The sequence below is a fragment of the Alphaproteobacteria bacterium genome, from assembly GCA_040216735.1.
GTDB lineage: Bacteria > Pseudomonadota > Alphaproteobacteria > SHVP01 > SHVP01 > CALJDF01.
In genome coordinates, this window is record JAVJOO010000005.1 from 60,204 (window position 1) to 81,168 (window position 20,965).

The 20,965-nt window shown below is 61.8% G+C and carries 20 protein-coding genes; 11 read left to right on the forward strand and 9 right to left on the reverse strand.

The annotated features are described in order from the left end of the window. The first annotated feature begins 91 nt into the window (after positions 1–91). The 4 genes from RID42_13510 to RID42_13525 are packed head-to-tail and all read left to right on the forward strand — an operon-like array spanning position 92 to position 4,531. A complete protein-coding gene (locus RID42_13510) occupies positions 92–2,182 on the forward strand; it encodes a hydantoinase/oxoprolinase family protein (protein ID MEQ8248687.1) in 2,091 nt (696 codons plus the stop codon). A gap of 18 nt (positions 2,183–2,200) precedes the next feature. Beyond that, on the forward strand, positions 2,201–2,401 hold the full coding sequence (locus RID42_13515; protein ID MEQ8248688.1) for a hypothetical protein: 201 nt from the start codon (positions 2,201–2,203) through the stop codon (positions 2,399–2,401). Positions 2,402–2,405: 4 nt separating this feature from the next. After that, positions 2,406–4,163, forward strand: coding sequence for a hydantoinase B/oxoprolinase family protein (locus RID42_13520; protein ID MEQ8248689.1), 1,758 nt, complete (start codon positions 2,406–2,408; stop codon positions 4,161–4,163). Between the two features lie 56 nt (positions 4,164–4,219). Beyond that, positions 4,220–4,531, forward strand: a complete 312-nt coding sequence (locus RID42_13525; protein ID MEQ8248690.1) for a hypothetical protein — start codon at positions 4,220–4,222, stop codon at positions 4,529–4,531. Between the two features lie 361 nt (positions 4,532–4,892). On the opposite strand, the gene RID42_13530 is transcribed toward RID42_13525, so the two are convergent. After that, positions 4,893–5,708, reverse strand: a complete 816-nt coding sequence (locus RID42_13530; GenBank protein ID MEQ8248691.1) for a flagellin — start codon at positions 5,706–5,708, stop codon at positions 4,893–4,895. Between the two features lie 260 nt (positions 5,709–5,968). Between RID42_13530 and RID42_13535 the strand changes: the two genes are divergently transcribed. Continuing rightward, entirely contained in the window at positions 5,969–6,589 is a 621-nt protein-coding gene (locus tag RID42_13535; GenBank protein MEQ8248692.1) for a glutathione S-transferase family protein, read from the forward strand. A gap of 6 nt (positions 6,590–6,595) precedes the next feature. Here RID42_13535 and RID42_13540 read toward each other — a convergent pair whose 3' ends face one another. After that, entirely contained in the window at positions 6,596–7,357 is a 762-nt protein-coding gene (locus RID42_13540) for an SDR family oxidoreductase (protein MEQ8248693.1), read from the reverse strand. A gap of 69 nt (positions 7,358–7,426) precedes the next feature. Here RID42_13540 and RID42_13545 point away from each other — a divergent pair, with 69 nt between their 5' ends. After that, positions 7,427–8,092, forward strand: a complete 666-nt coding sequence (locus RID42_13545; GenBank protein MEQ8248694.1) for a DsbA family oxidoreductase — start codon at positions 7,427–7,429, stop codon at positions 8,090–8,092. Here RID42_13545 and mfd read toward each other — a convergent pair. Together mfd and RID42_13555 are read right to left on the reverse strand one after the other, a co-directional pair. Beyond that, positions 8,050–11,538 (reverse strand): transcription-repair coupling factor, encoded by a 3,489-nt coding sequence (gene mfd, locus RID42_13550; GenBank protein MEQ8248695.1) that lies wholly within the window; start codon positions 11,536–11,538, stop codon positions 8,050–8,052. The genes RID42_13545 and mfd overlap by 43 nt on opposite strands. A 28-nt stretch (positions 11,539–11,566) precedes the next feature. Next, entirely contained in the window at positions 11,567–11,839 is a 273-nt protein-coding gene (locus RID42_13555; GenBank protein ID MEQ8248696.1) for a succinate dehydrogenase assembly factor 2, read from the reverse strand. A 109-nt stretch (positions 11,840–11,948) separates the two neighbouring features. Here RID42_13555 and recG point away from each other — a divergent pair, with 109 nt between their 5' ends. Then, complete coding sequence (gene recG, locus RID42_13560) at positions 11,949–14,048, forward strand: ATP-dependent DNA helicase RecG (protein ID MEQ8248697.1); 2,100 nt, start codon at positions 11,949–11,951, stop codon at positions 14,046–14,048. Here recG and RID42_13565 read toward each other — a convergent pair. Continuing rightward, a complete protein-coding gene (locus tag RID42_13565; protein MEQ8248698.1) occupies positions 14,030–14,815 on the reverse strand; it encodes a DUF502 domain-containing protein in 786 nt (261 codons plus the stop codon). The two genes, recG and RID42_13565, sit on opposite strands and share 19 nt — an antisense overlap. A 108-nt stretch (positions 14,816–14,923) precedes the next feature. Here RID42_13565 and RID42_13570 point away from each other — a divergent pair, with 108 nt between their 5' ends. Genes RID42_13570 through RID42_13580 form a run of 3 tightly spaced genes read left to right on the forward strand, consistent with a single transcriptional unit; the run spans position 14,924 to position 16,996 of the window. Beyond that, on the forward strand, positions 14,924–15,976 hold the full coding sequence (locus RID42_13570) for a type III polyketide synthase (protein ID MEQ8248699.1): 1,053 nt from the start codon (positions 14,924–14,926) through the stop codon (positions 15,974–15,976). Between the two features lie 2 nt (positions 15,977–15,978). Next, entirely contained in the window at positions 15,979–16,500 is a 522-nt protein-coding gene (locus tag RID42_13575) for an isoprenylcysteine carboxylmethyltransferase family protein (protein ID MEQ8248700.1), read from the forward strand. Continuing rightward, positions 16,460–16,996 carry a hypothetical protein gene (locus tag RID42_13580; GenBank protein MEQ8248701.1) on the forward strand — a complete coding sequence of 179 codons (537 nt, stop codon included), beginning with the start codon at positions 16,460–16,462 and terminating at the stop codon, positions 16,994–16,996. Before RID42_13575 ends, RID42_13580 begins: the two co-directional genes overlap by 41 nt. On the opposite strand, the gene RID42_13585 is transcribed toward RID42_13580, so the two are convergent. From RID42_13585 to RID42_13600, 4 genes are all read right to left on the reverse strand, one after another. Then, a complete protein-coding gene (locus RID42_13585) occupies positions 16,993–18,657 on the reverse strand; it encodes a glycosyltransferase family 39 protein (protein MEQ8248702.1) in 1,665 nt (554 codons plus the stop codon). The two genes, RID42_13580 and RID42_13585, sit on opposite strands and share 4 nt — an antisense overlap. Positions 18,658–18,687: 30 nt before the next feature. Continuing rightward, positions 18,688–18,972 (reverse strand): lipid-A-disaccharide synthase N-terminal domain-containing protein, encoded by a 285-nt coding sequence (locus RID42_13590; GenBank protein ID MEQ8248703.1) that lies wholly within the window; start codon positions 18,970–18,972, stop codon positions 18,688–18,690. Between the two features lie 3 nt (positions 18,973–18,975). Beyond that, on the reverse strand, positions 18,976–19,698 hold the full coding sequence (locus RID42_13595) for a glycosyltransferase family 2 protein (GenBank protein MEQ8248704.1): 723 nt from the start codon (positions 19,696–19,698) through the stop codon (positions 18,976–18,978). Between the two features lie 90 nt (positions 19,699–19,788). Further along, positions 19,789–20,538: a Crp/Fnr family transcriptional regulator gene (locus RID42_13600; protein MEQ8248705.1), complete on the reverse strand. Its 750-nt coding sequence runs from the start codon at positions 20,536–20,538 to the stop codon at positions 19,789–19,791. Positions 20,539–20,659: 121 nt separating this feature from the next. Between RID42_13600 and RID42_13605 the strand changes: the two genes are divergently transcribed. After that, positions 20,660–20,944 carry a DUF427 domain-containing protein gene (locus tag RID42_13605; protein MEQ8248706.1) on the forward strand — a complete coding sequence of 95 codons (285 nt, stop codon included), beginning with the start codon at positions 20,660–20,662 and terminating at the stop codon, positions 20,942–20,944. Positions 20,945–20,965: the final 21 nt, after the last annotated feature.

A 20,965-nucleotide genomic window follows, 5' to 3' on the forward strand; every position in this document is an offset into this window, starting at 1 on the left:
TTCTCTTGTTTTCCCAATGTAACCGGGTAGTCTAACCGCCGTTTTTGGGTCGCCTCGGTCGGGGCGATCGCGCGTGGGAGGAGCAATCGACATGGCACGAATCGGCGTCGACGTAGGCGGCACATTTACAGACCTCGTTCTAGAGAAGGGCCCGCGGGACGTTTACGTCCACAAAGTCCCAAGCACACCGGAAGACCAGTCGATCGGGGTTGTGCGCGGGGTCCGCGAGATTTGCGAAATCGGCAACGTGCGGCCCAAGGACATCGACCTGATCGTCCATGGCACGACGGTCGCGACCAACATCACGCTTGAGCACAACGGCTCCGAAGTCGGCATGCTGACAAGCCGGGGCTTTCGCGACATTCTCCACATCGCCCGGCACAAGCGTCCACACAACTTCTCCCTCCAATTCGACGCGCCGTGGCAAAGCATGCCCTTGGTCAAACGGCGTAACCGTATCTCCATTACCGAACGTGTGATGCCCCCGACGGGCGAGATCGAAACGCCGCTCAACGAGCAAGAGGTCCGCGATGCGTGCAAATTGTTCGCCGAACGCGGGGTCGAAGCGGTCATCATTTGCTTCATGTTCTCGTTCCTCAATCCAAAGCATGAGATGGCGGCGAAGAAGATCGTTCAGCAGGAACTCCCGAACGTCTTCCTGTCCACATCCTGCGAAGTGATCGACGTGATCCGCGAATACGAGCGGTTCTCGACGACTGCCATGAACGCCTATGTCGGCCCCAAGACCTCCAGCTATATCCGCAACTTGGATCGCAAGCTGAAGAGCGAAGGCGTCTCCGCCGAGCTGCGGATCATGCAGTCCAACGGCGGTGTCGCGACCGTCGACATGGCATCCGAGCGACCGGTCACTATCTTGATGTCGGGCCCCGCCGGCGGGGTCATCGGCGGACGTTGGGCGGGCGGCCTCTCGAAAGAGAAGAACGTCATTACCGTCGATATCGGCGGCACTTCGGCCGATATCTCGACGATTCCGAACGGCGAAATCCGGATCATGAACCCGCGCGATACCTACGTCGGGGATTACCCGGTTCTGGCGCCGATGATCGATCTGGCCACCATTGGCGCAGGCGGCGGTTCTATTGCCTTCATCGACCAGGGCGGCGCGTTCCGCGTCGGCCCCAAATCCGCTGGTGCCGACCCCGGCCCGGCCTGCTACGCGCGCGGCGGCACCGAGCCTACGGTCACCGATGCTCAGGTTGCGCTGGGCCGCCTCGACGTCGACAAATTCCTTGGCGGCGACATGACGATCAAGCCGGAGCTGTCGCAAAAAGTGATTGCCGATCGGATCGCCAAACCGCTCGGGATGAGCGTCAAGGATGCCGCCCTCGGGATCATCAAGGTGATCAATTCGAACATGGCGCTGGCGATCCGCGCCAACTCCGTCGCGCGCGGGTTTGATCCTCGCGAGTTCGCCCTGATGCCGTTCGGCGGCGCGGGGCCGTTGCATGGTGTCGCCTTGGCCAAGGAAGTTTCGGCTAAGGAGGTTATCGTTCCACCCGCCCCGGGGATTAACGCGGCGATCGGCCTCCTGGAAACCGACATGCAGTACGAGTTCACCCGCTCGGCGCCGTTGATCCTGGCGACCGCGACGGCAAAAGACTACACGCGGATCAACGCAGCGCTGGAAAAACTCGAAAAGCTCTGCCGCGAACGGTTGACCGCCGACGGCATACCGAAATCGAAGCAAAAACTCCTGCGCGTCGCCGAGTGCCGCTACCACGGCCAAGGGTTCGAACTGCGGGCCGATCTGCCGTCCGGCAAACTTTCCGACAAGAACAAGAAGGTCGTGATCGACAACTTCCACAAACAGCACGATCTCGACTACGGCTATACCTTCGGGTCCGACCAGGTCGAAATCATGACCCTGCGGGTCATCGGCGTTGCTGCCGTAGAGCCCCTCACCTGGCCAAAGCTGAAGAAAGCGCCTGCCGGTGCCGCTAAGAAGAAAGCATTGCAGGCCGCTTTCATGTACTCACGAAAGACCACGTTCGACGATGGCAAAACCGTCGATACACCACGCTACGACCGCGGCAAGTTGCTGGCCGGCCATGAAATCGCCGGCCCCGCTATCCTGTTGCAGCACAACTCGACAACGCTCGTCCCGCCCGGCTACCGGGCCCGGGTGAGCGATTTTGGTAACATTCACATCAAAAGTGTCTAAAATCCCGTCAGATTAGGAGTGCCCCATGGCTCGCAAGACCACGGCGAAATCAGCGAAAACTGCTTCGGCGCGCAAGACTACGAAAACCGCTGCGAAGCGAACGACCGCAAAACGCCCGGCCAAAAGCGCGGCAAAAGGTTCGGCCAAGAGGACCCCGCCGCGGGCAGCGAAGCGGCCCGCGAAGAAAGCGTCGGCGAAGCGAAAAAAGACCGGCGTTGATCCGATTACTTTGCAGGTGATCGGCGGCGCGCTCCACACGGCGGCGCGGGAGATGGGTCACGTGCTTTATCGGATGTCCTTCTCGTCGATCATTCGCGAGTCGGAAGATCTGGGCGCCGGCCTATTCGACGCCAACTACCAGACGCTAAGCGAGTCCGATTCAACCCCGCTGCACATCGGATCGATCCCGGGCTATCTGCGCGGCATGGCCGAAACGCTGCAAGACGGAGAGTGGTACGAAGGCGACGTTGTCATCCACAACCACCCCTACTACGGCGCCTCGCATTCGCCGGATATCGCGGTCGCGATCCCGATCTTCTGGGAAGGCAAGCTGGTCGGCTTCTCGGCCAATACGGCCCACCATGTCGATATCGGCGCGGCGACACCGGGGTTGATCATCGACATCCCGGACGTGTTCGCCGAGGGCATGTTGATGGCGGGCCTAAAACTCTACCGCAAAGGGGTCCGCAACGAAGGACTGTGGCAGTTCATCCAATACAACAGCCGCACGGCCAAGATGTTGATGGACGATATCGAAGCGCAGGTCGCTTCGGCCCGGCTCGGCGTCGAGCGCTACAAAGATCTGATCCGCCAGTACGGCTACGACACGTTCAAAGCCTCGTGCGACGAGCTGATGGACTACACCGAGCGGATGATGCGCCAGGAGATCCGCAAGATCCCCAACGGCACCTACCGTGCAGAAGGCTGGATGGACGACGACGGTCGCAATCGCGGTCAAAAGCTGCCGATCAAGGTAGCCGTCACCATCAAGGACGACACCGTCTCGGTCGACTTGACCGGATCGGCAGACCAAGTGCCGACAGGGTTCAACGTCCCCTTCGACGGCTCGACCAAGGTGGCCGTCTACTGCGCGTTCCGTTCGCTCCTTCTCGATCAAGCGCTCACCGAGGTCTATATCCCCTCCAACGAGGGGTCGTTCAGACCGATCGAGGTTATTGCGCCGCTGGGATCGATCTTCAATCCGAAGTTCCCAGCAGCAGCCGAAGCGCGCTTCACCCAGTGTAACCGCGTGATCGACTGTATCCTCCGCGCCCTTGCCCCCGTCATCCCGACGAAGGTAACGGCCGGCAACTCCGCAAGCCTGTCGTTCATTTCCTACGCCGGCCTCAAGCCGTCGGGCGATTACTGGGTATTCCTCGAGGTCAACGAGGGTTCCTACGGCGCGCGCGCGACCAAGGATGGCCCAGACTCCATCGACAACCTGATGTGCAACACCCGAAACAACCCGCTCGAGGATCTCGGGATGCACTTGCCAATGGTGTGCGATCGCTACGAATTACGCGACGATGTCATGCCCGGCGCCGGAAAAATGCGCGGTGGGATCGGTGTCGTGAAATCCCAACGTGTGCTGACCGAGGGGGTCATCACCCATGAGTGCGACCGGCATACCGATGTCCCCTGGGGCGCCTTCGGCGGCCACGAAGGCGCGGTCGGTAAGGTCGTTCGCTATAACACCAAGCGGGCCGGCTCCGATGTGGAGATGCCCGCGAAGTTCTCCGGGATCGGCATCGAAGCCAACGACGTCATCTCCTTTTACGGCCCCTGCGGCGGCGGCTACGGCGACCCGCTGGACCGACCGGCAGAGCAAGTCCTGGAAGATGTCTGGGACGACTTCTGCACGATCGACCATGCGCGCAAGGCCTACGGCGTTGTGATTTCCAAGAACCTGAAACTCGACGCCAACGCGACCGAGACACTGCGCAAACAGATGCGCCGGACATCGAAAGTTGCGGCGGAATAGTTTTCATACTTCGGTGGCGGGCCCGTCCTTATTAGGGCGGGCCCCGTCTTTGAGCGATGCGTCTTTTCGCGCCTAAGCCCAAGAAAACCCTAGGGCGCCCGGCCGGCGGCAAGTCCAATGCCGCCGACGGTCCCGAGGAAAAAATGACTCCGGGTGAGTTGGTTCGCATTGGCACCAAGCTCCACGGGCGGGAATGGCACGCGGCTCTGGCCGAGGACATCGGCAGCAAGTATGCCGACGTTCATTTCTGGGCGCAGGGCGAACAAGAAATTCCACGGAATGTCGCCCGGCTGGTACGCATTCTCAACCTTCTTCCTATGGGCGAGCGCGACCGGCTCGTCAAGAAAGCCCGCTCGGCCGCGCTCTAGCCTAAAACGCGAAAAGCCCCCTCCGGGGCAGGAGAGGGCTTTTCCGGTTCAGCGCCGAACCAAACATGACTCAAAATAGCGCCAACCGTGTATCGGATCGCTCGCTGAGCGAACCGTGACGGGAGGGAGAAAAGGTCACGATCCACCTTGGGGAGGCATAGGGTCTGTGACCCTGTCGCGGTCCGCTCAAGCGATCCTGGGACCTTATGTAGCCCGCCCCTGTCGTCTGCACTATTCGGACGAATCCCTAACCATGTACGTACATATGCATGATCCCGGCGGAGGCTAGAAGGGATATAGCAGGCCGTCTATGGCCATAAAAAAAGGCCGGCGAACCGGCCTTTTTCAAGTCTTCGGTCGTTCAGCCGCCAGGGAACAAGGACAGGAGAGCCTTTGGTCCGGCATTGGCGATTGCCAAGGAGCGCGCACCCAACTCTTCCTTGACCCGCGACGCCGACAGGTTCGCGGCCTCAGAACCAAGGTCCGCATCGACGAGATTGCCAACACCTTCCCTGAGTACGTTGTCCAGGCGGGTCGTAAACTCGCTCTGATCAGCGATCCGCTGCGCCGAGCTCCCAAGATTGGCCAAGCCCGAACTGGCCTGGGCGATCGCATTGTCGACCGCCGCGAGCGCCGACGCCGCATCGCCCGATGTCGCGACCGACAGACTGTCGATCCCGAGGCCCTGGGCACTGAAGTCCTGGGCGCCGACGTTGAACGTGTCGCCGTTTTCGCTAGCCAGCACAGCGAAGTCCTGGGCGCCATTCTCGATGAGGTTGGTCCCGCCGAAGGACGAAGAGGAGGTTACCGTATTCACCTGATCGACGAGTTGCTGAACCTCAGCACCGATCGCATCGCGGCTCGCTTGGTCCAGTGCTGGATCGCTCGCCTGAACGATCTTGCCTTTGATTTCTGTCAGAAGATCGCCCACGACCTGTCCGCCAGAGATCGCCGTCCCGACCACCGATTCGGCGCTATTGAGCGTTGTCTTGACGGCGGCCGCGCCAGCGGATTGCCCTTGGAGAACCTGTGCGATCGCGAAGATCGCCGAGTTGTCTTTCGGTCCGTTGATCTTCAGTCCCGTCGAAATACGATCTTGAGTCGTATTCAGGCGGCTAAGGGTCTTGTTGAACTGCTGGATTCCCAGCGCGGAATTCGAATTGATCGGATCTACCATGTTGGCTCTCTCGTGTTCGGCTTGTCTGCCAACGACATTCTATCGCGCCAACGCATCCTGCGCCTTGCGCTCAAGCCGATACGTTCCGTCCTGACGTTTCCGGGTTTGGTTGTGCCAGGGACACTCCAAAATTGGGACTTGTACCGGCGATCGTCAAGCGAAACAAACATCGCCATTTCTCTAAAATTTTGCCTAAATTGGAATCATTGTCGCGGCCCGGCGCACCGTATAGAAACGCGCCACACAGGGAGGACTCGTCCATGCTGAAAATCTGGGGCCGCGATACTTCGTCGAACGTCCAAAAGCCCCTATGGGCCGCGGAGGAGCTTGGGCTGACCTACGAGCGGATCGATGTAGGGGGACCCTTCGGCGGACTCGACGATCCGGCGTTCACCGCGATCAATCCCAACAAGAAGATCCCCGTGATCGATCATGACGGATTCGTTCTATGGGAATCCAATGCCATTACGCGCTACCTCGCCGGCCTCGATAGCTCCGGAAAACTGTGGCCGAAAAGTGCGCATGACCGCGCCCTCGCCGATCAATGGATGGATTGGTGCAATAGCCACCTGTGGCCGGTCTTTCCGACCGTGATTATCGGCCTGCTCCGTACCCCGCCGGAGAAACGCGACAACGCCGCGATCGCGCGGGCCAACGAGATATTGGAGACAGAATGGGCGGTGCTCGATCGCCAGCTCGCGAAAACGCCCTACGTTGCCGGCGATTCGTTCAGCGCCGGCGACATACCGGCCGGTGTCTTCGCGTGGCGGCGCTACGAGCTTCCGATCCAGCGCAACGCTCTGCCCAATCTCGATGCCTGGTATGGCCGCCTGAAGGAACGGCCGGCCTACCAGAAAATCGTCATGACGCCGCTGAGCTAAGGCGATCTACAGGCCTTTCAGGGTCTGACCGTCGTCGACGGTGATCACCGAGCCGGTGACGAAATTCGACTGCGGCGAGACCAAGAGGCGAAGAGCTCCGTCGAGATCGCGGGGGTGCCCGACTCGCTTGCGCAACAGTTTGGCAATCTGTCCCTTACCGGCTTCGGAATTGAAGTGCCCGGTGTTGATCTCGGTTTCGATGTATCCCGGCGCGATCGCGTTGACCTGGATGTCGAAACGCGCCCATTCGAGCGCCATGGCGCGCGTCATCTGAACGACAGCGGCCTTCGACATGCTATAGAGCGACAGACCGGTTAGCACACTGCTCGCCAGCACCGAGGCGATATTCACGATTTTGCCGCCTTGCTCGCGCGCGATCATCGCCTGCCCCACTGACTGCGCCACCAACCACGCACCGCGTTGATTGGTTCCCATCAAACGGTCGTAGTCGTCCAGGGTGAAATCCGTGATCCGTTTTTCGATGGAAATGCCGGCGTTATTGACCAAGATGTCGACCCCGCCACCGTCGATTGCGGAGGCGATGGCAGATGCAACGCTGCCGGGATCCGCAACATCGAGTTCGATCGCCCGGGCATCGCCGTGGGCGGCCTCGATCGACGCAACCAGACTCGTCAATCGGTCGACCCGACGCGCCGCCAGCAAGACCTGCGCGCCGTCCGCCGCAAGAACCTCAGCGAAACGCGCCCCCAACCCGCTCGACGCACCGGTTACCAATGCGCGCTTGCCCTTCAAAGTCTGTGTCGTCACGGAATGCTTCTCCTTGGCGGGTTCGCGTTCTCGCGCCCGCTTCCGATTTTGATCTATACTGTCGGTATCATGAAAATAGATATCATATCAGACACCATTTGCCCCTGGTGCTTCGTCGGCAAACGCCGCTTGGAAGCGGCTTTGGCCAAACGCCCCGATCTCGATGTCGACATTGTGTGGCACCCCTATCAGCTCAATCCTTCGACACCTAAAGAAGGCGTCGACCGAAAAGACTATTTGCGCGAGAAGTTCGGCAGCGAAAGCTATCCCGAGGGGATGCTCGACGCGTTGACCCAAGCAGGCGAATCGAGCGGTCTCGACTTCAAGTTAAACACGATGAACCGCGTGCCCAACACCATCGATTCCCACAGAGTACTTCACTGGGCACGCGATACAGGCCATCAGAACGCGCTCGCCGAAATTCTCTTTCGTCGCTACTTCCTCGATAACGAAGACATCGGAGATGCCGAAACGCTGATCGCTGCGGCGGTCGAGGCCGGCATGGACGGGAATACCGTTCGCGCCCGCCTGGGCGACGATACAGATGACGAGGCGGTGCGTGCTGAAGCGCAGCATGCCTCACAGATGGGCATCACGGGCGTTCCGACGTTCATCGTCAATAATCAGTACGCCGTGCAGGGCGCCCAAACGTCCGACGTTTTTCTTCAAGTCTTCGAGAAGATCGCCGAGCTTCAGGCAGCCGGCGACGGCGCCGCGGTGGCGGCCGGCGACTGAGTCGCGATCGCCGCGAGGTTTCGGACGAGGTGGTCGACGCCTCGGATGCGCTCGCGCTCCTCGGCCCAATCCCGTCCGTACACCAAGGTGTGGTCGGGCCGTAGCTTGGCGGTTGTCGCATGGCGACCGATGAATTCGACGAGTCCTGCGGGATTGGTAAAGCGATTCTTGCGAAAGACGATGGTCGCGCCGCGGGGTCCCGCGTCGAGCTTCTCGATACCCGCAACCCGGCACGACGCCTTGACCTTGACGACATCCAGTAGATGTTCGACCTCGCTCGGGAGGTCGCCGAACCGATCGATCAGCTCGGCGCCGAACGCGTCGATCTCGCCCGCTGTTTCCAACCGACTGAGCCGACGGTAGAGCCCCAAGCGGGTATCCAAATCGTCGACGAAACGTTCCGGGATCAGGACCGATGTGCCGAGGTTGATCTGGGGCGACCAATGGGCATCGTCTTCCGCCTGATCCGTGCCATGCCGCGCGGTGGCAACGGCCTCCTCCAGCATCTCCTGGAACAGCTCGATCCCGACCTCGCGGATGTGGCCGGACTGTTCCTCCCCGAGAAGGTTGCCCGCGCCGCGAATATCGAGGTCGTGACTGGCCAAGGTGAACCCGGCGCCGAGTTGGTCGAGCGTCTGCATAACTTCAAGTCGCTTTTGAGCGTGCGCCGTCGGCACGACACCCGGAACGACCGTCAAATAGGCATAGGCCCTTGTCTTGGACCGGCCGATGCGGCCGCGGAGCTGATAGAGCTGCGCTAGACCGAACATATCGGCCCGGTGAATGACCATGGTATTGGCCGCCGGCACGTCCAGGCCGGATTCGACGATGTTGGTCGAGATCAGGACGTCAAATCCGCCCTCGTAGAAGGACCGCATGATATCGTCGAGGTCCCGCGCATTCATCTGCCCGTGGGCGACCGCAAACTTCACCTCTGGCACCTGTTCGCGCAAATAGGTTTGGGCCTCGACCAAATCCGTGATCCGAGGGCAAACGTAGAACGACTGGCCACCCCGGAAATGTTCCCGAAGCAATGCCTCGCGCACCGTGACCGGGTCGAACGGCATGATGAATGTCCGCACCGCCAGTCGATCAACCGGCGGCGTCGCGATGAGACTGAGTTCACGCAGACCCGACATCGCCATCTGGAGCGTGCGTGGAATGGGAGTCGCCGTCATGGTGAGAACGTGCACTTCGTTGCGGAGCCGCTTCAGCCGTTCCTTATGGCCAACCCCAAAGTGCTGCTCCTCGTCGACGATCAGCAAACCGAGATCGCGGAACTTCACATCCTTGGCCAAAAGGGCATGGGTCCCGATCACGATATCGACCGCACCTGCAGTGAGCCCACGCTTGGTTTCGGACGCCTGTTTCCCAGTCACCATGCGCGAAAGCTGGCCGATATTGACGGGCAGACCGGCGAACCGGGTCCGAAAGGTCTCGTAGTGCTGCCGGGCTAGGAGGGTCGTGGGTACGACGACGGCAACCTGGTGCCCCGCGAGGGCCGCCACGAAAGCCGATCGCAAGGCAACCTCGGTCTTGCCGAAGCCCACGTCACCGCATATCAACCGGTCCATCGGACGCCCCGAACCTAGGTCACCGACGACCTCGGCCACCGCAGTTTGCTGATCATCCGTCAACTCGTAGGGAAAACGCGCGCAGAACTCCTCGTACGCACCGGGCGGCGGGACGATGGGCACGCCCTTTCGCGCGACGCGTGCGGCGGCGACCTTGATCAACTCCTCCGCCATATCCTTGAGGCGCTTCTTGAGTTTCGCACGGCGCGACTGCCAACCCGTGCCCCCGAGGCGATCCAAGTTCGCACTCGATTCGGCGCCGCCATAACGCGAGAGCACCTCGATGTTTTCGACCGGGACAAAGAGCCGGGCGTTGTCTGCATAGGTCAATGCAACGCAGTCGTGCGGCGCACCCGTCACATCAAGGGTCTGCAAGCCCTCGTAGCGCCCGATACCATGGTCGACGTGCACCACGAGGTCGCCCGGTTCCAGGCTTGAAACCTCGCTGATGAAGGTTTCGGCTTTGCGCGACGACCGGCGGGCGCGCCGGGTCAGCGTATCGCCCAGGATGTCCTGCTCGGTCAGGACGGCGATATCGTCGGCGACAAACCCGTTTTCGAGGGGAAGGACGGCAAGGGCAATCGCCGTTCGCGGCAACGCCAGGACCTCGGGCCAAGAATCGACGCGCGCCGTCGCACCGGCTTCCTGCGTCGCCAAAAGGCGCTCCGTTCGATCGCGCGTACCTGCGGTATAGTTGGCAACGACCACGCGTCGCCCCTCGCCCTGCAGTTTTCGAATGTGGTTCAGGAGGGCGCCGACCAAATCAACGTCGGCCTGCGCCCGTTCCGGCGCGAAGTCCCGCCCCACGGCCCCGCCGGCCTCGACGATCCGGCGTTTCCCTGCGGGCGCGCGAAACTGGTCGAATGACAGACTTGCCCGGGCCTCCCTAAGGGCATGCCACTCGTCAGGGGTCAGATAAAGCGTGTCGGGTGGCAGCGCCCGGTACACCGTCGCGGCGTCGAGCCGTTTGGTCAGTGCCTCGCGGCGCGCGTTATAGGCGTCGTCCACCGTCTCGAAACGCGCCTTGGCCGCATCGTCGGCGAGATGGTCCAGAGCAACGGTCGCGTCCGGTAGAAAATCGAACAGGGTGGCGAGCCCTTCATGGAACAAAGGCAGCCAGTGCTCCATCCCGGCATGACGCCTCCCCTCCGACACCGCTTCGTAAAGCTGGTCGCCGTCGATAGCGTTGCCGAAACGTTGGCGGTAGGCGTTGCGAAATCGATCGATCGCGGTTTGGTCGAAGGGAAATTCACCGACGGCTTCCAGCCGCAACTCGGTCAAGCGGGTGCGCGATACTTGGGTCAGCGGATCGAAGGTCCGCACCGCCTCAAGATCGTCGCCAAAGAGGTCGAGCCGAACGGGTTCGGCGGCGCCGGGCGAAAAAACATCGATGATCCCCCCGCGCACCGCGAATTCGCCGGGCTCGCGGACCGTACCCACTCGGGCATATCCGTGGCGGACCAGATAGTCGGTGAACTCGGCAACTCGCAAGGGTTCGCCCGGTTTCACGACATAGGATGCTTGGAGAACGCTGTCGCGCGGCGGCACCCGCATCAGCGCGGCATTGACGGTAGCCACGACAATCGCGGGGGCGCCGGGCGTCGTCTTCGCCAACTGGGTCAGCCCCGTCATGCGCGCCGCGACGACTTCTTGGTTCGGCGACACCCGGTCGTAGGGAAGGCAGTCCCAGGACGGAAAGACGATGACCGGAAGGTCGGGGGCGAAAAAGCGCAGCGCATCCGCGAGGGCCGCTTGGCGGTCGCCGTCCCGGGCGACGAAGATCACCTGGGGCGCTATACCCGAACGCACCAAGTCGACAAGAACCCGCGCGTCATGTCCCGGTGGGGCACCTTCGATGACGAGCGACGACACTTTCTTTATTTCTATGTTTCTCAATAAGTTATTCATAAATTCTAAAGTCAAATATTAACTCAAGAATAGGACTGCGAACGGCCGCAGGCACAGGCGCCTGCCCCATGTACCAGGCCATCAAATCCGGTTCCGGCAGTTCGAGGACAGCTTCGAATTGGTCCAGCGCCACGGCGTCCATCGTGGCGAGGTGCCGGTCGGCGAATCGGCCGAGCAGCAGGTCGGCCTCTTGGGTACCGCGATGCCAGCTTCGGAACAAAATTCGTTTCCGGCGGGAAACCGTGGCTTCGTCGTCGTTTTGCATGCTCTCAACACAAACGGCCACGACCCGGGGCCAGAATGACACCGGGTGTGGCAAAGATCGGGGCCCTAAGCTAAGGTCACCGCTTCCCCCGAACAAGAGCCCCTGAACGGTGGCCCAGCGTCCGGAAATTCTCTTTCCCCTCTTCAAGCCGGTAACGACGCTCCCTGGTGTGGGCCCAAAGATTGGCGCCCTGATCGCCAAGGTAACCGGCGACCGGATCGTCGATCTGTGCTGGCATCTGCCGTCCGGTCTGATCGATCGGCGCTTCGCCCCCAAGGTTGCCGAGGCGCCCGAGGGATCGATCGCCACGCTCACAGTCCGCGTCGATGCCCACACGCCCGCACCGACGCGGCGATTACCCTACAAAGTGCGTTGCTCGGACGAAACCGGCTTTATCACCCTGACCTTTTTTAATGCCCGCGCGGATTACTTGAAGGCGCAGTTGCCCGAGGGTGAAACGAGGGTCGTGAGCGGGCGAATCGAACGGTACGGCGCGGAGCGCCAGATGGCGCATCCCGACTGGATCACCAAACCCGAAGAGGCCCAGGACATCATCGGCGTCGAGCCCACCTACCCGCTGACCGCAGGTCTGACGTCAAAACCCCTGTTGAAAGCCATCGCCGCGGCCCTGCGTCAAGTGACCGCGCTTCCCGAATGGCAAGACGAGGCGGCCCGCACGCGACATGCTTGGCCGACGTGGCACGAGGCATTACTCGCCGCCCACAAACCTGAGGAATTGGCCGACCTCGAGCCGAACGCATCGGCGCGCCAACGTTTGGCCTATGACGAACTGTTGGCCAACCAACTCGCCCTATCCCTGGTACGCCAACGCACCCATCGCACCCGCGGCGCACCGCTTGCCGGCACCGGCGCGCTGCAAAGGAAGGTGATCGAGAATCTGCCCTTCACCTTGACTTCGGCGCAGACCCAGGCACTGGCAGAAATCGCCGGCGACCTTGCCGCGCCCCACCGCATGTTGCGCCTCCTGCAAGGCGATGTCGGCAGCGGCAAGACCGTTGTGGCACTGCTCGCGATGCTGATCGCCGTGGAGAGCGGTTACCAAGCCGCCTTGATGGCACCCACTGAACTCTTGGCGCGCCAGCACCTGAGGGTTCTAGAGCAGCTCGCGGCGCCAGCCGGCATTTCCATTGCCCTCCTGACCGGCCGCGAGAAGGGAAAGGCGCGCGACGCCCTGCTCAGCGACCTTCAGGACGGCACGACGCATATCGCCATCGGGACTCATGCCCTTTTTCAGGAAGGCGTAGCCTTCAAGAATCTCGGACTGGCGATCATCGACGAACAGCATCGGTTCGGGGTGCACCAGCGGCTTGCCCTGACCGCCAAAACCAACGCTACTTCGGGCGAGACCAACACACTCCTGATGACGGCAACGCCGATCCCACGGACGCTAGCGCTCACGGCTTACGGCGACATGGACGTTTCACGGCTCATGGGAAAACCGCCCGGTCGCCAGCCCGTCGACACCCGGACTATTCCGCTCTCCCGACTGGCGGAAGTCAGCGAATCGCTGCGCCGTGCGATCGACGGCGGCGCGCGCATCTACTGGGTCTGCCCCCTGGTGGCGGAATCCGAACTTATCGACGTCGCCGCGGCGGAAGATCGAGCGGACGATTTGCGCCAGCGGTTCGGCGGGCGTGTGGGGCTCGCCCACGGCCAAATGAAGGGCCCCGAACGCGACAACGTCATGGCCCAATTTGCCGCGGGCGATCTGGACATTTTGGTCGCGACGACGGTGATCGAGGTCGGCGTCGACGTCCCCGAGGCGACAGTGATGGTCATCGAACACGCCGAACGATTCGGGCTGGCGCAGCTTCACCAACTGCGCGGCCGCGTCGGGCGCGGCAGCGGACGCTCGACCTGCCTGCTGCTCTACGCGCAGCCCCTTGGCGAGACTGCGCAGGCACGGCTGACAATTATGCGGGAGACCGACGACGGGTTTCGCATCGCCGAGGAAGACCTGCGCCTGCGCGGCGCCGGCGAGGTCCTGGGAACGCGTCAGAGCGGCCTCCCCGATTTCCGTCTCGCGGACATCGAGGCGCATCAAGCGCTCCTCGAAGCCGCGTCCGACGAAGCGCGACTGATCCTCGAAACGGACCCCGAGTTGAAAGGGCCGCGCGGCAAGGCGTTGCGGGTGCTGCTATACTTGTTCGAGCGTGACGCGGCGGTGCGCTATTTACGCTCCGGTTGAACGACCGTTTGCCCCTGGGGCTCCAGGAATTCCGGCTGGTCCAACCGCGAGTTTATGACCGGCGATTTTTGCGCCGATGTTTTGCGCGGATCTTTGGGTGTCACTAGGCCGCCGGAGATCACCATCTTGATGCCCTCCTCCACTGACATGTGCAGCACCACAAGATCGCGGCGCGGCACGAAGAGAAGGAACCCCGAGGTCGGGTTGGGCGTCGTTGGCAAAAACACATTCACTACGTCGTCCTCGGTGAGATTTTGGATTTCCCCCCGGGTCGAACTGGTGACGAAGCCCACCGCCCAGATGCCGCGGCGCGGATACTCCACCAGCACGACCTCGCGAAACGAGGAGGACGATTGCTGAATCACCGCGTCGAAGATTTGCTTCAACGCCCCGTAAATCGAGCGGATGACAGGCATCCGGTCGACCAACCGTTCGCTATAAGCGAGCAACGACCGGCCAAGGTAATTCCGCGTCAGAAATCCGATAATCGTCAGAAGAACCAAGACAATGACGACCCCGGAACCCGGTAAGCCATACTGGGTATAGACGTCCGTATAGCGCGCAGGAATGAATCCAGCGACCGAGTCGTCGATAAACTCGACAACCTGGACCGCTAACCAAATTGTGATCCCAATGGGGGCCGAAACGACCAACCCGGTGAGGAAATTGGCCCGGAGCCGTCGGAAGCGACCCGGCTTAGGGATATCGTGGATTAACGGCTTCGGCCCTCCGTCCGGCAGAGGGGTCTCGTTTGGCGTATCATCCATGACTACACTTCGGTGCGGGGTGAGCGTGGGCCCTTATATGGAAGTCCGCACGGTGGTTGTCCAGTTACAAGCGGCTAGTGCAGCCTTACCATCACCCGAGTGAAACAAATGAACGCCTCCGCATCACCGCGTTTGCTCTCGCTAGCAACCGTTGTCCCACCCCACCGGTTGAATCAGGACGAGGTCCTCCCGGTCGCGCAATCGCATTTCGGGCCGAACAACCCCAATTTCGAGCGACTGATGTCGGTCTATCGTAACGCCGCGGTCGAAACACGATATTCGTGCGTCCCGCTGAGTTGGTATACGTCGGATCACACCTTTCGCGAGCGCAACGAACTGTACATCGAGAACGCAACCGCGCTCCTCGTCGAGGCAGCCCGGCGCGCGATTGCGGAAGCCAGCCTGGAAATCGCCGATATCGGCGGAATCGTGACCGTTTCCAGTACCGGCGTCGCCACCCCCAGCCTCGATGCCTTGGTCATGGAACGGTTGCAGTTGCCACGCGACATTGTACGCCTTCCCATCTTCGGCCTGGGTTGCGCGGGCGGCGTCGTCGGCCTGTCGCGCGCCGCCGCGTTAGCGCGGGCCGAACCCACGCGCCGTATCTTGTTCTTGGTTGTCGAACTGTGTGGCCTTACCTTTCGCCACAACGACTTTTCGAAAAGCAACATCGTCGCAACCGCCCTCTTCGGCGACGGTGCCGCAGGTGCCGTGATCGGTTGCGAAGGCGACGGGCCGGCTATCGCGCATTGGGGCGAATACACCTGGCCCGCAACCCTTGGCATGATGGGTTGGGATGTGCGCGACGACGGTCTGGCCGTCATTTTCTCGCGCGACATTCCGACGTTCGTGCGGCGGGAAATGAGGGACGCCCTGGAGCGGTTTCTCGCGACCAACGAGATCGCAAAGGGGCAATTCGATACCTTTGTCAGCCACCCCGGCGGCGCTAAGGTTATCGACGCCCTTGAAGACATCTTTGGGCTGGCCACTGGCGCCCTCGCCGATTCGCGTACGGTCCTGCGGGACTTCGGCAACATGTCCGCGGCCACGGTTCTTTTCGTCCTGCGGGGCGCCCTCGACGCGGATCGCGCCATCGGGCGAACGCTGCTCACCACGCTGGGCCCCGGCTTTACCGCCGGTTTCCTGACGTTGAACACCTGACAATGGAATGGCTCTACCCGGTCTTGGTTTTGGTCGCCCTCCAGCGCATCGCCGAGCTTATGCTCGCTCGATACAACACTACGCGCCTGCGCGCGGCGGGTGCGATCGAACACGGCGCCGCCCACTATCCCCTATTCGTCGTTCTTCACGGCGCGTGGTTGCTCTCCCTTGCCGTTCTCGTTCCCGGCGATCAGGCACCCAACTTCATTCTCCTTACCATTTTCGCCGTTCTGCAAATTGGGCGTATCTGGGTGATTGCGTCGCTCGGGCGGTATTGGTCGACGCGAATTCTAACGATCCCCGGCGCTCCTTTGATGCGCCGTGGCCCCTACCGATTCTTGCGCCATCCGAACTATGCTATCGTCGTCGCCGAAATCGCGATACTGCCACTCGCGTTCGAAGCCTGGGCTGTCGCTACGACGTTTTCCGTTCTAAACTTGGCCCTCGTCGGTTGGCGCATACGGATTGAGGACGCCGCCCTAAATGAACGCAGAACCCTATCGAGCGATCGCAAAACGCCTTAGCGCGGCCACCTTGCTGGCGTTTTTCGGAACGGTCGTTTTCATCGCCGATTCGCGCGCGGACTACATCCAAGGCGAACAGGCCTACAGTCTGCGTCAGTTCACCCGTGCAATCGAAGAATTCAAGCCGCTGCTTGAACGCGGACATTCGGGCGCGGAAATGATGACCGGGCTAATGTACCTCCAAGGAGATGGCTACCCGCGTAACCCAGCAAAAGCTGCAGTGTGGCTTTACAAGGCGGCAACCAAAGGCGACCACAGCGCCCAACTGGTCTTCGGGTCGCAGCGCCTCTATGGGCACGGGGTCAACCGCGACCTGGTCGATGCGTTCAAGTGGCTCACCCTTGCTGCAAGCTCGGAGAACGCCGGCGTCGTGCAGCAGGCCATCGTCTTCCGCGACGCCGCACAAGCGTCCATGACGTCACAGGAGATCGAAGCCGCCAGGAAAAGCGCCGCGCGATTTCGTCCGTGGCGCGACGGGTTCGTGAACGAAGACTAGCGGGTAAAGATTTCCGGCGATCGACTCGCCCCGGCGCGCTCCCATAGCGCGAGCCAGCGTCCGCGAAACGGTTGAACATAGAGCGCGGTGCCCTCATCGATATCGTCGCGACGCCGATGTAGGTAGACCGCGACCCCGTCAGGATGGGCGTCGAACCACGCGACCACCTCGTTCCCGTCGATCACATCCAGCGGCTTCTCCAGTCGTCCCAAGTACTGGAACTGACCATGATACTTGCCGATGTGCGCGACCGGCTTCCCGGCATCGAATACCGTGCGAATCCGCTGGGCCGGTTCGCGGAGGTCATAAAGATGTACCAGGGCCGGCCCGGCGAAAATATGTACCGCGACGACTGCGACGGCGGCCTGGACCGCAAGCGTTTGCACCTGCCTGTTGACGTCCCGGCCGACCCCGCCAAACCCCAGCACGACAACGATGAGAAGCAGCGCACCTGCAATGACCGACTCCTGTCCCACCCGGATCGGCGCATCGCTCGCCAATGCGATGGCGAGATCCGGTCGGATCCCGACGACAACCATCGCACCGCCGACAAGGACAAGAAAAATCAGAGGGATAGCCAATGTCCACTTGGGCGCTTCGAACGCGCTGATCGTCGTGAGCGCACGGGCCGCTAGGAGCGCGAACGCCGGTACGGCAGGCAGGAAATAGTGCGGCTGTTTGTCGGTGAACAGCGACAGGACGACGAACGCGGCAACAAGCCATACACCGGCGAAGCGTACCCCGGGGTCGCGGCGCCAGTCGGCAGCCCATAGCCCGCGCCACAGCGTTGGCCAAAGAACCCACGGGAACAAAAGCGCGAGAAGCGCCGGCGCGTACCACCAGAACGGCCGGCCATGGGAAAACGATCCCGCGATCCGCTCGGTCGTTTGCCCCAGGAAGATGGCCCGCGCAAATGCCTCGCCGCCCGACAAGGCGGCAGGGATCGCCCAGGCAAGGGCAATCCCCGCACCAGCGATCACCGCGACGAGAAGGAGAGGATACCAATTGCGCACGCCGACCCTCACGCGCGCTTCCGCCGGCGCCCACCACACAGGTGCTAGGAGGGCCGCAGGCAGCGTGAAAACCAAGACGACAGGGCCCTTGGCGAGGACGCCCAAACCGACACCGAGCGCAAAAAGGATCCAGCCTTGGACGAACTTGCCGCGCTTCAGCGCACCGCCGTCCGCCCGCGCCGTCGCCGCCACGGCGATCCCGACCAGCGCCGTCAATACGCAAAACATGACCATCGTATCGAACATGCTGAGCGTCGTGGTCCCGAGCCAGAGCAGCGTTCCACTGAGGATCCACGGCGCGCTTAGTTGTGCGGTACGGGAACCCGGCCAAAGTAGGCGCGCCAACCGAAAGGTCATAAAGACAGAGGCAAGACCGAACGTCGGAGCAACCAACCTGGCCCATACCTCGACCGGCCCGAAGACGTACCAGCCCGCATTGATGAGCCAGAACAACAGCGGGGGTTTGTGGCTGTAGAAGGTGCCGTTCAGTTCGGGAACGAGCAGGTTCCCGCTTCGCCACATCTCCCAGGCTACGGCGAGATAACGCGTTTCGTCGAGCGGCATCAAGGGCCGCATGATCAGGCCGGTCGCTACCGTCCCCCCCCACAGAAGCGTCCAGGCCAAAAAGTGTGGCAGATTCTTATTCATACGCGACGCAATGGGCCCCCGCCCCGCGCACTACGCCCCCGGCGCCGAAGCTGCGCGCCGCTCCCGGAAAATCAAATAGAGATTACGCGAATAGATCAGCAAACCCGCCGCCTGCCCAACAATGAATACTGGGTCCTCACGGTAAATCGCATAGCTCAGAAGCGTCACCCCGCCAGCTAGACTAAAGTACCAAAAGACCACCGGCACAACGCTCCGCTTGCGCCATTCGCTCGCGATCCACTGGGCCAGGAACCGGCCGCTGAATAATGCCTGTCCGGCAAAGCCCACAATCGTCCAAAGGAGTGTTGTACTCATCGCCTAGTGACTCCTGGAATCGCGATTCTGTTCATCGGCATCTACCACTACCCGCCGCCGTTGTAACCACATTACCCCGACCAGGTCGACAAGCCCGACCGCAAGGCGCCCCCACATGCCGTAATGCGAACGGCCGCCGCCCCGCGGTCGATGTCCGACGTTTTGCGAAATGACGGTGCCGCCCAGCCAGATAAACAATGCCGGCAGAAAGCGATGAAAGTGATTGAAGTGGGGCAACGTCAGCATCGCATCACGCGGGAAAAGTTTTAGGCCGCAGCCCGTGTCCGGCGTCCGGTCCCCGAGCAACCGCGCGCGAACACCATTGGCAATGCGGGATTGGAGCCGTTTGCGCACCGTGTCGCGGCGCTTGTGACGGCGTCCGGCAACCAAAAGCGGTCGGCTTGTGTCCGCCGCGTCGCGAACGGCCAACAACTTGAGGATGTCAGCCGGGTCGTTCTGGCCGTCGCCGTCTAGGGTCGCGATCCACGGCGCTTTGGCCGCCCGCGCTCCGGTCAGGACCGCGGCGCTTTGCCCTGCCTGGCGCCGGTGCCGGATGACCCGAAGCTCGGGCGTCGTCTCCAACAATGCCGCCCAGGTCGACGGCGACGCATCGTCGCTGGCATCGTCGGCAATCACCACCTCGAACGACACGTGCCCCCGGAGGGCCGCGACGATCTCCTCCACGAGCGCACCGATATTGTCGGCTTCGTTATGAACAGGGACCACAACCGAAAGATCGCAGCCGGACGATCCGGCGGCGGCGCTAGCCTGCTCCTCAGCGGGATATGAACCGGGATCGACGGAACTCACTGCCGGTCAGTCGACCGCGTTCAGGTTTTGTGGACTGGCCACCTTTGGCATGACCATCCCCTCCGGAGAGGACAGCTCCGCAAGACGCTCGAGCCGCTCTTTGTCGCGCACGTAGAGCGCCTTGCTCTTGCGCTCGACGATCCCCGCTTGCGCCAACTGACCGAGAACCCGCGCGACGGTCTCGCGTGTCGTACTGGCGCGACTCGCGATTTCACTGTGGCTCAGCATCGGGCGAATGACCCAAAGATCGGGCACTGCGACGTCCCGGTCGGTCAAGCGAAGCAGTTCAACGTAGACCCGTTGCACTGCGCGCAGCGTACTCAGGTCCATGATTCGATCGTCGGCGACGCGGATGATCCCCGCCATGCGTTGGAGAACATGCATCGCGACGGTCGGGTGCTTCACCAACAAGCGGCTGAATACCGCTGGTGTGATCGAGGCAACGGCACAGTCGGTGATGGCTACGACATTGGCCGAGCGGCGCTGGCCGTCGACCGCCGAAAGTTCGCCGAAGTAGCTGCCGGAATTGACGGTTGCCAATGCGATCTCCCGCCCCGAGGTGGAGAAGTTGACGATCCGCACAGACCCGCTCACCACGAAATAGACATCGCGGTTGTCGCTGTCCCGCTCGACGATTTGCCCGCCGGCTGGATAGGTGTTCCATTTGCAACGGCTCTCCAGAGCCGTCACTTCCTCGGGCGGAAGATTCACAAACAATTGAATGCCGCGAAGGGTTTTGTCAGAAGACGTCGACATGTGGATGCATCAATCGGTGATTGGCAGCCCTAAATTGGGGTCTCGGTGCCCAAGGCACCAGCCTTTTCCTAACACGGCCCGTCATGCGCCGCATGGCCAAATCGCAATAGGGGAGCCAAAAATGCCTAAAGCTCTATGGAACGGTGCTGTGATCGCCGACAGCGACACCGTCGAGGAAGTCGAAGGAAACATATATTTTCCGCTGTCGAGCGTCCGGCCAGAGTTTCTGAAAGACAGTGCCAAAACGTCAGTTTGCCCGTGGAAAGGAACCGCCAATTACTTTTCCCTGGTCGTGGAAGGCGCCGAGAACACCGACGCCGCCTGGACCTATCGGGCGCCTAAGGGCGCAGCCGGCAAGATCAAGGATCATGTCGCGTTTTGGCGCGGCGTCGCCGTCGAACGTTAGCTATACGGCAGGCAGCGACGC

Excerpts from the sequence above, each read along its gene's own strand:
- RID42_13605 (MEQ8248706.1), top strand. The coding sequence starts at position 20,660 with ATGCCTAAAGCTCTATGGAACGGTGCTGTGATCGCCGACAGCGACACC.
- RID42_13600 (MEQ8248705.1), bottom strand. The coding sequence starts at position 20,538 with ATGTCGACGTCTTCTGACAAAACCCTTCGCGGCATTCAATTGTTTGTG.
- RID42_13590 (MEQ8248703.1), bottom strand. The coding sequence starts at position 18,972 with ATGAGTACAACACTCCTTTGGACGATTGTGGGCTTTGCCGGACAGGCA.
- RID42_13510 (MEQ8248687.1), top strand. The coding sequence starts at position 92 with ATGGCACGAATCGGCGTCGACGTAGGCGGCACATTTACAGACCTCGTT.
- RID42_13545 (MEQ8248694.1), top strand. The coding sequence starts at position 7,427 with ATGAAAATAGATATCATATCAGACACCATTTGCCCCTGGTGCTTCGTC.
- RID42_13555 (MEQ8248696.1), bottom strand. The coding sequence starts at position 11,839 with ATGCAAAACGACGACGAAGCCACGGTTTCCCGCCGGAAACGAATTTTG.
- RID42_13570 (MEQ8248699.1), top strand. The coding sequence starts at position 14,924 with ATGAACGCCTCCGCATCACCGCGTTTGCTCTCGCTAGCAACCGTTGTC.
- RID42_13525 (MEQ8248690.1), top strand. The coding sequence starts at position 4,220 with ATGCGTCTTTTCGCGCCTAAGCCCAAGAAAACCCTAGGGCGCCCGGCC.
- RID42_13530 (MEQ8248691.1), bottom strand. The coding sequence starts at position 5,708 with ATGGTAGATCCGATCAATTCGAATTCCGCGCTGGGAATCCAGCAGTTC.
- RID42_13585 (MEQ8248702.1), bottom strand. The coding sequence starts at position 18,657 with ATGAATAAGAATCTGCCACACTTTTTGGCCTGGACGCTTCTGTGGGGG.
- RID42_13580 (MEQ8248701.1), top strand. The coding sequence starts at position 16,460 with ATGAACGCAGAACCCTATCGAGCGATCGCAAAACGCCTTAGCGCGGCC.
- RID42_13565 (MEQ8248698.1), bottom strand. The coding sequence starts at position 14,815 with ATGGATGATACGCCAAACGAGACCCCTCTGCCGGACGGAGGGCCGAAG.
- RID42_13535 (MEQ8248692.1), top strand. The coding sequence starts at position 5,969 with ATGCTGAAAATCTGGGGCCGCGATACTTCGTCGAACGTCCAAAAGCCC.
- RID42_13575 (MEQ8248700.1), top strand. The coding sequence starts at position 15,979 with ATGGAATGGCTCTACCCGGTCTTGGTTTTGGTCGCCCTCCAGCGCATC.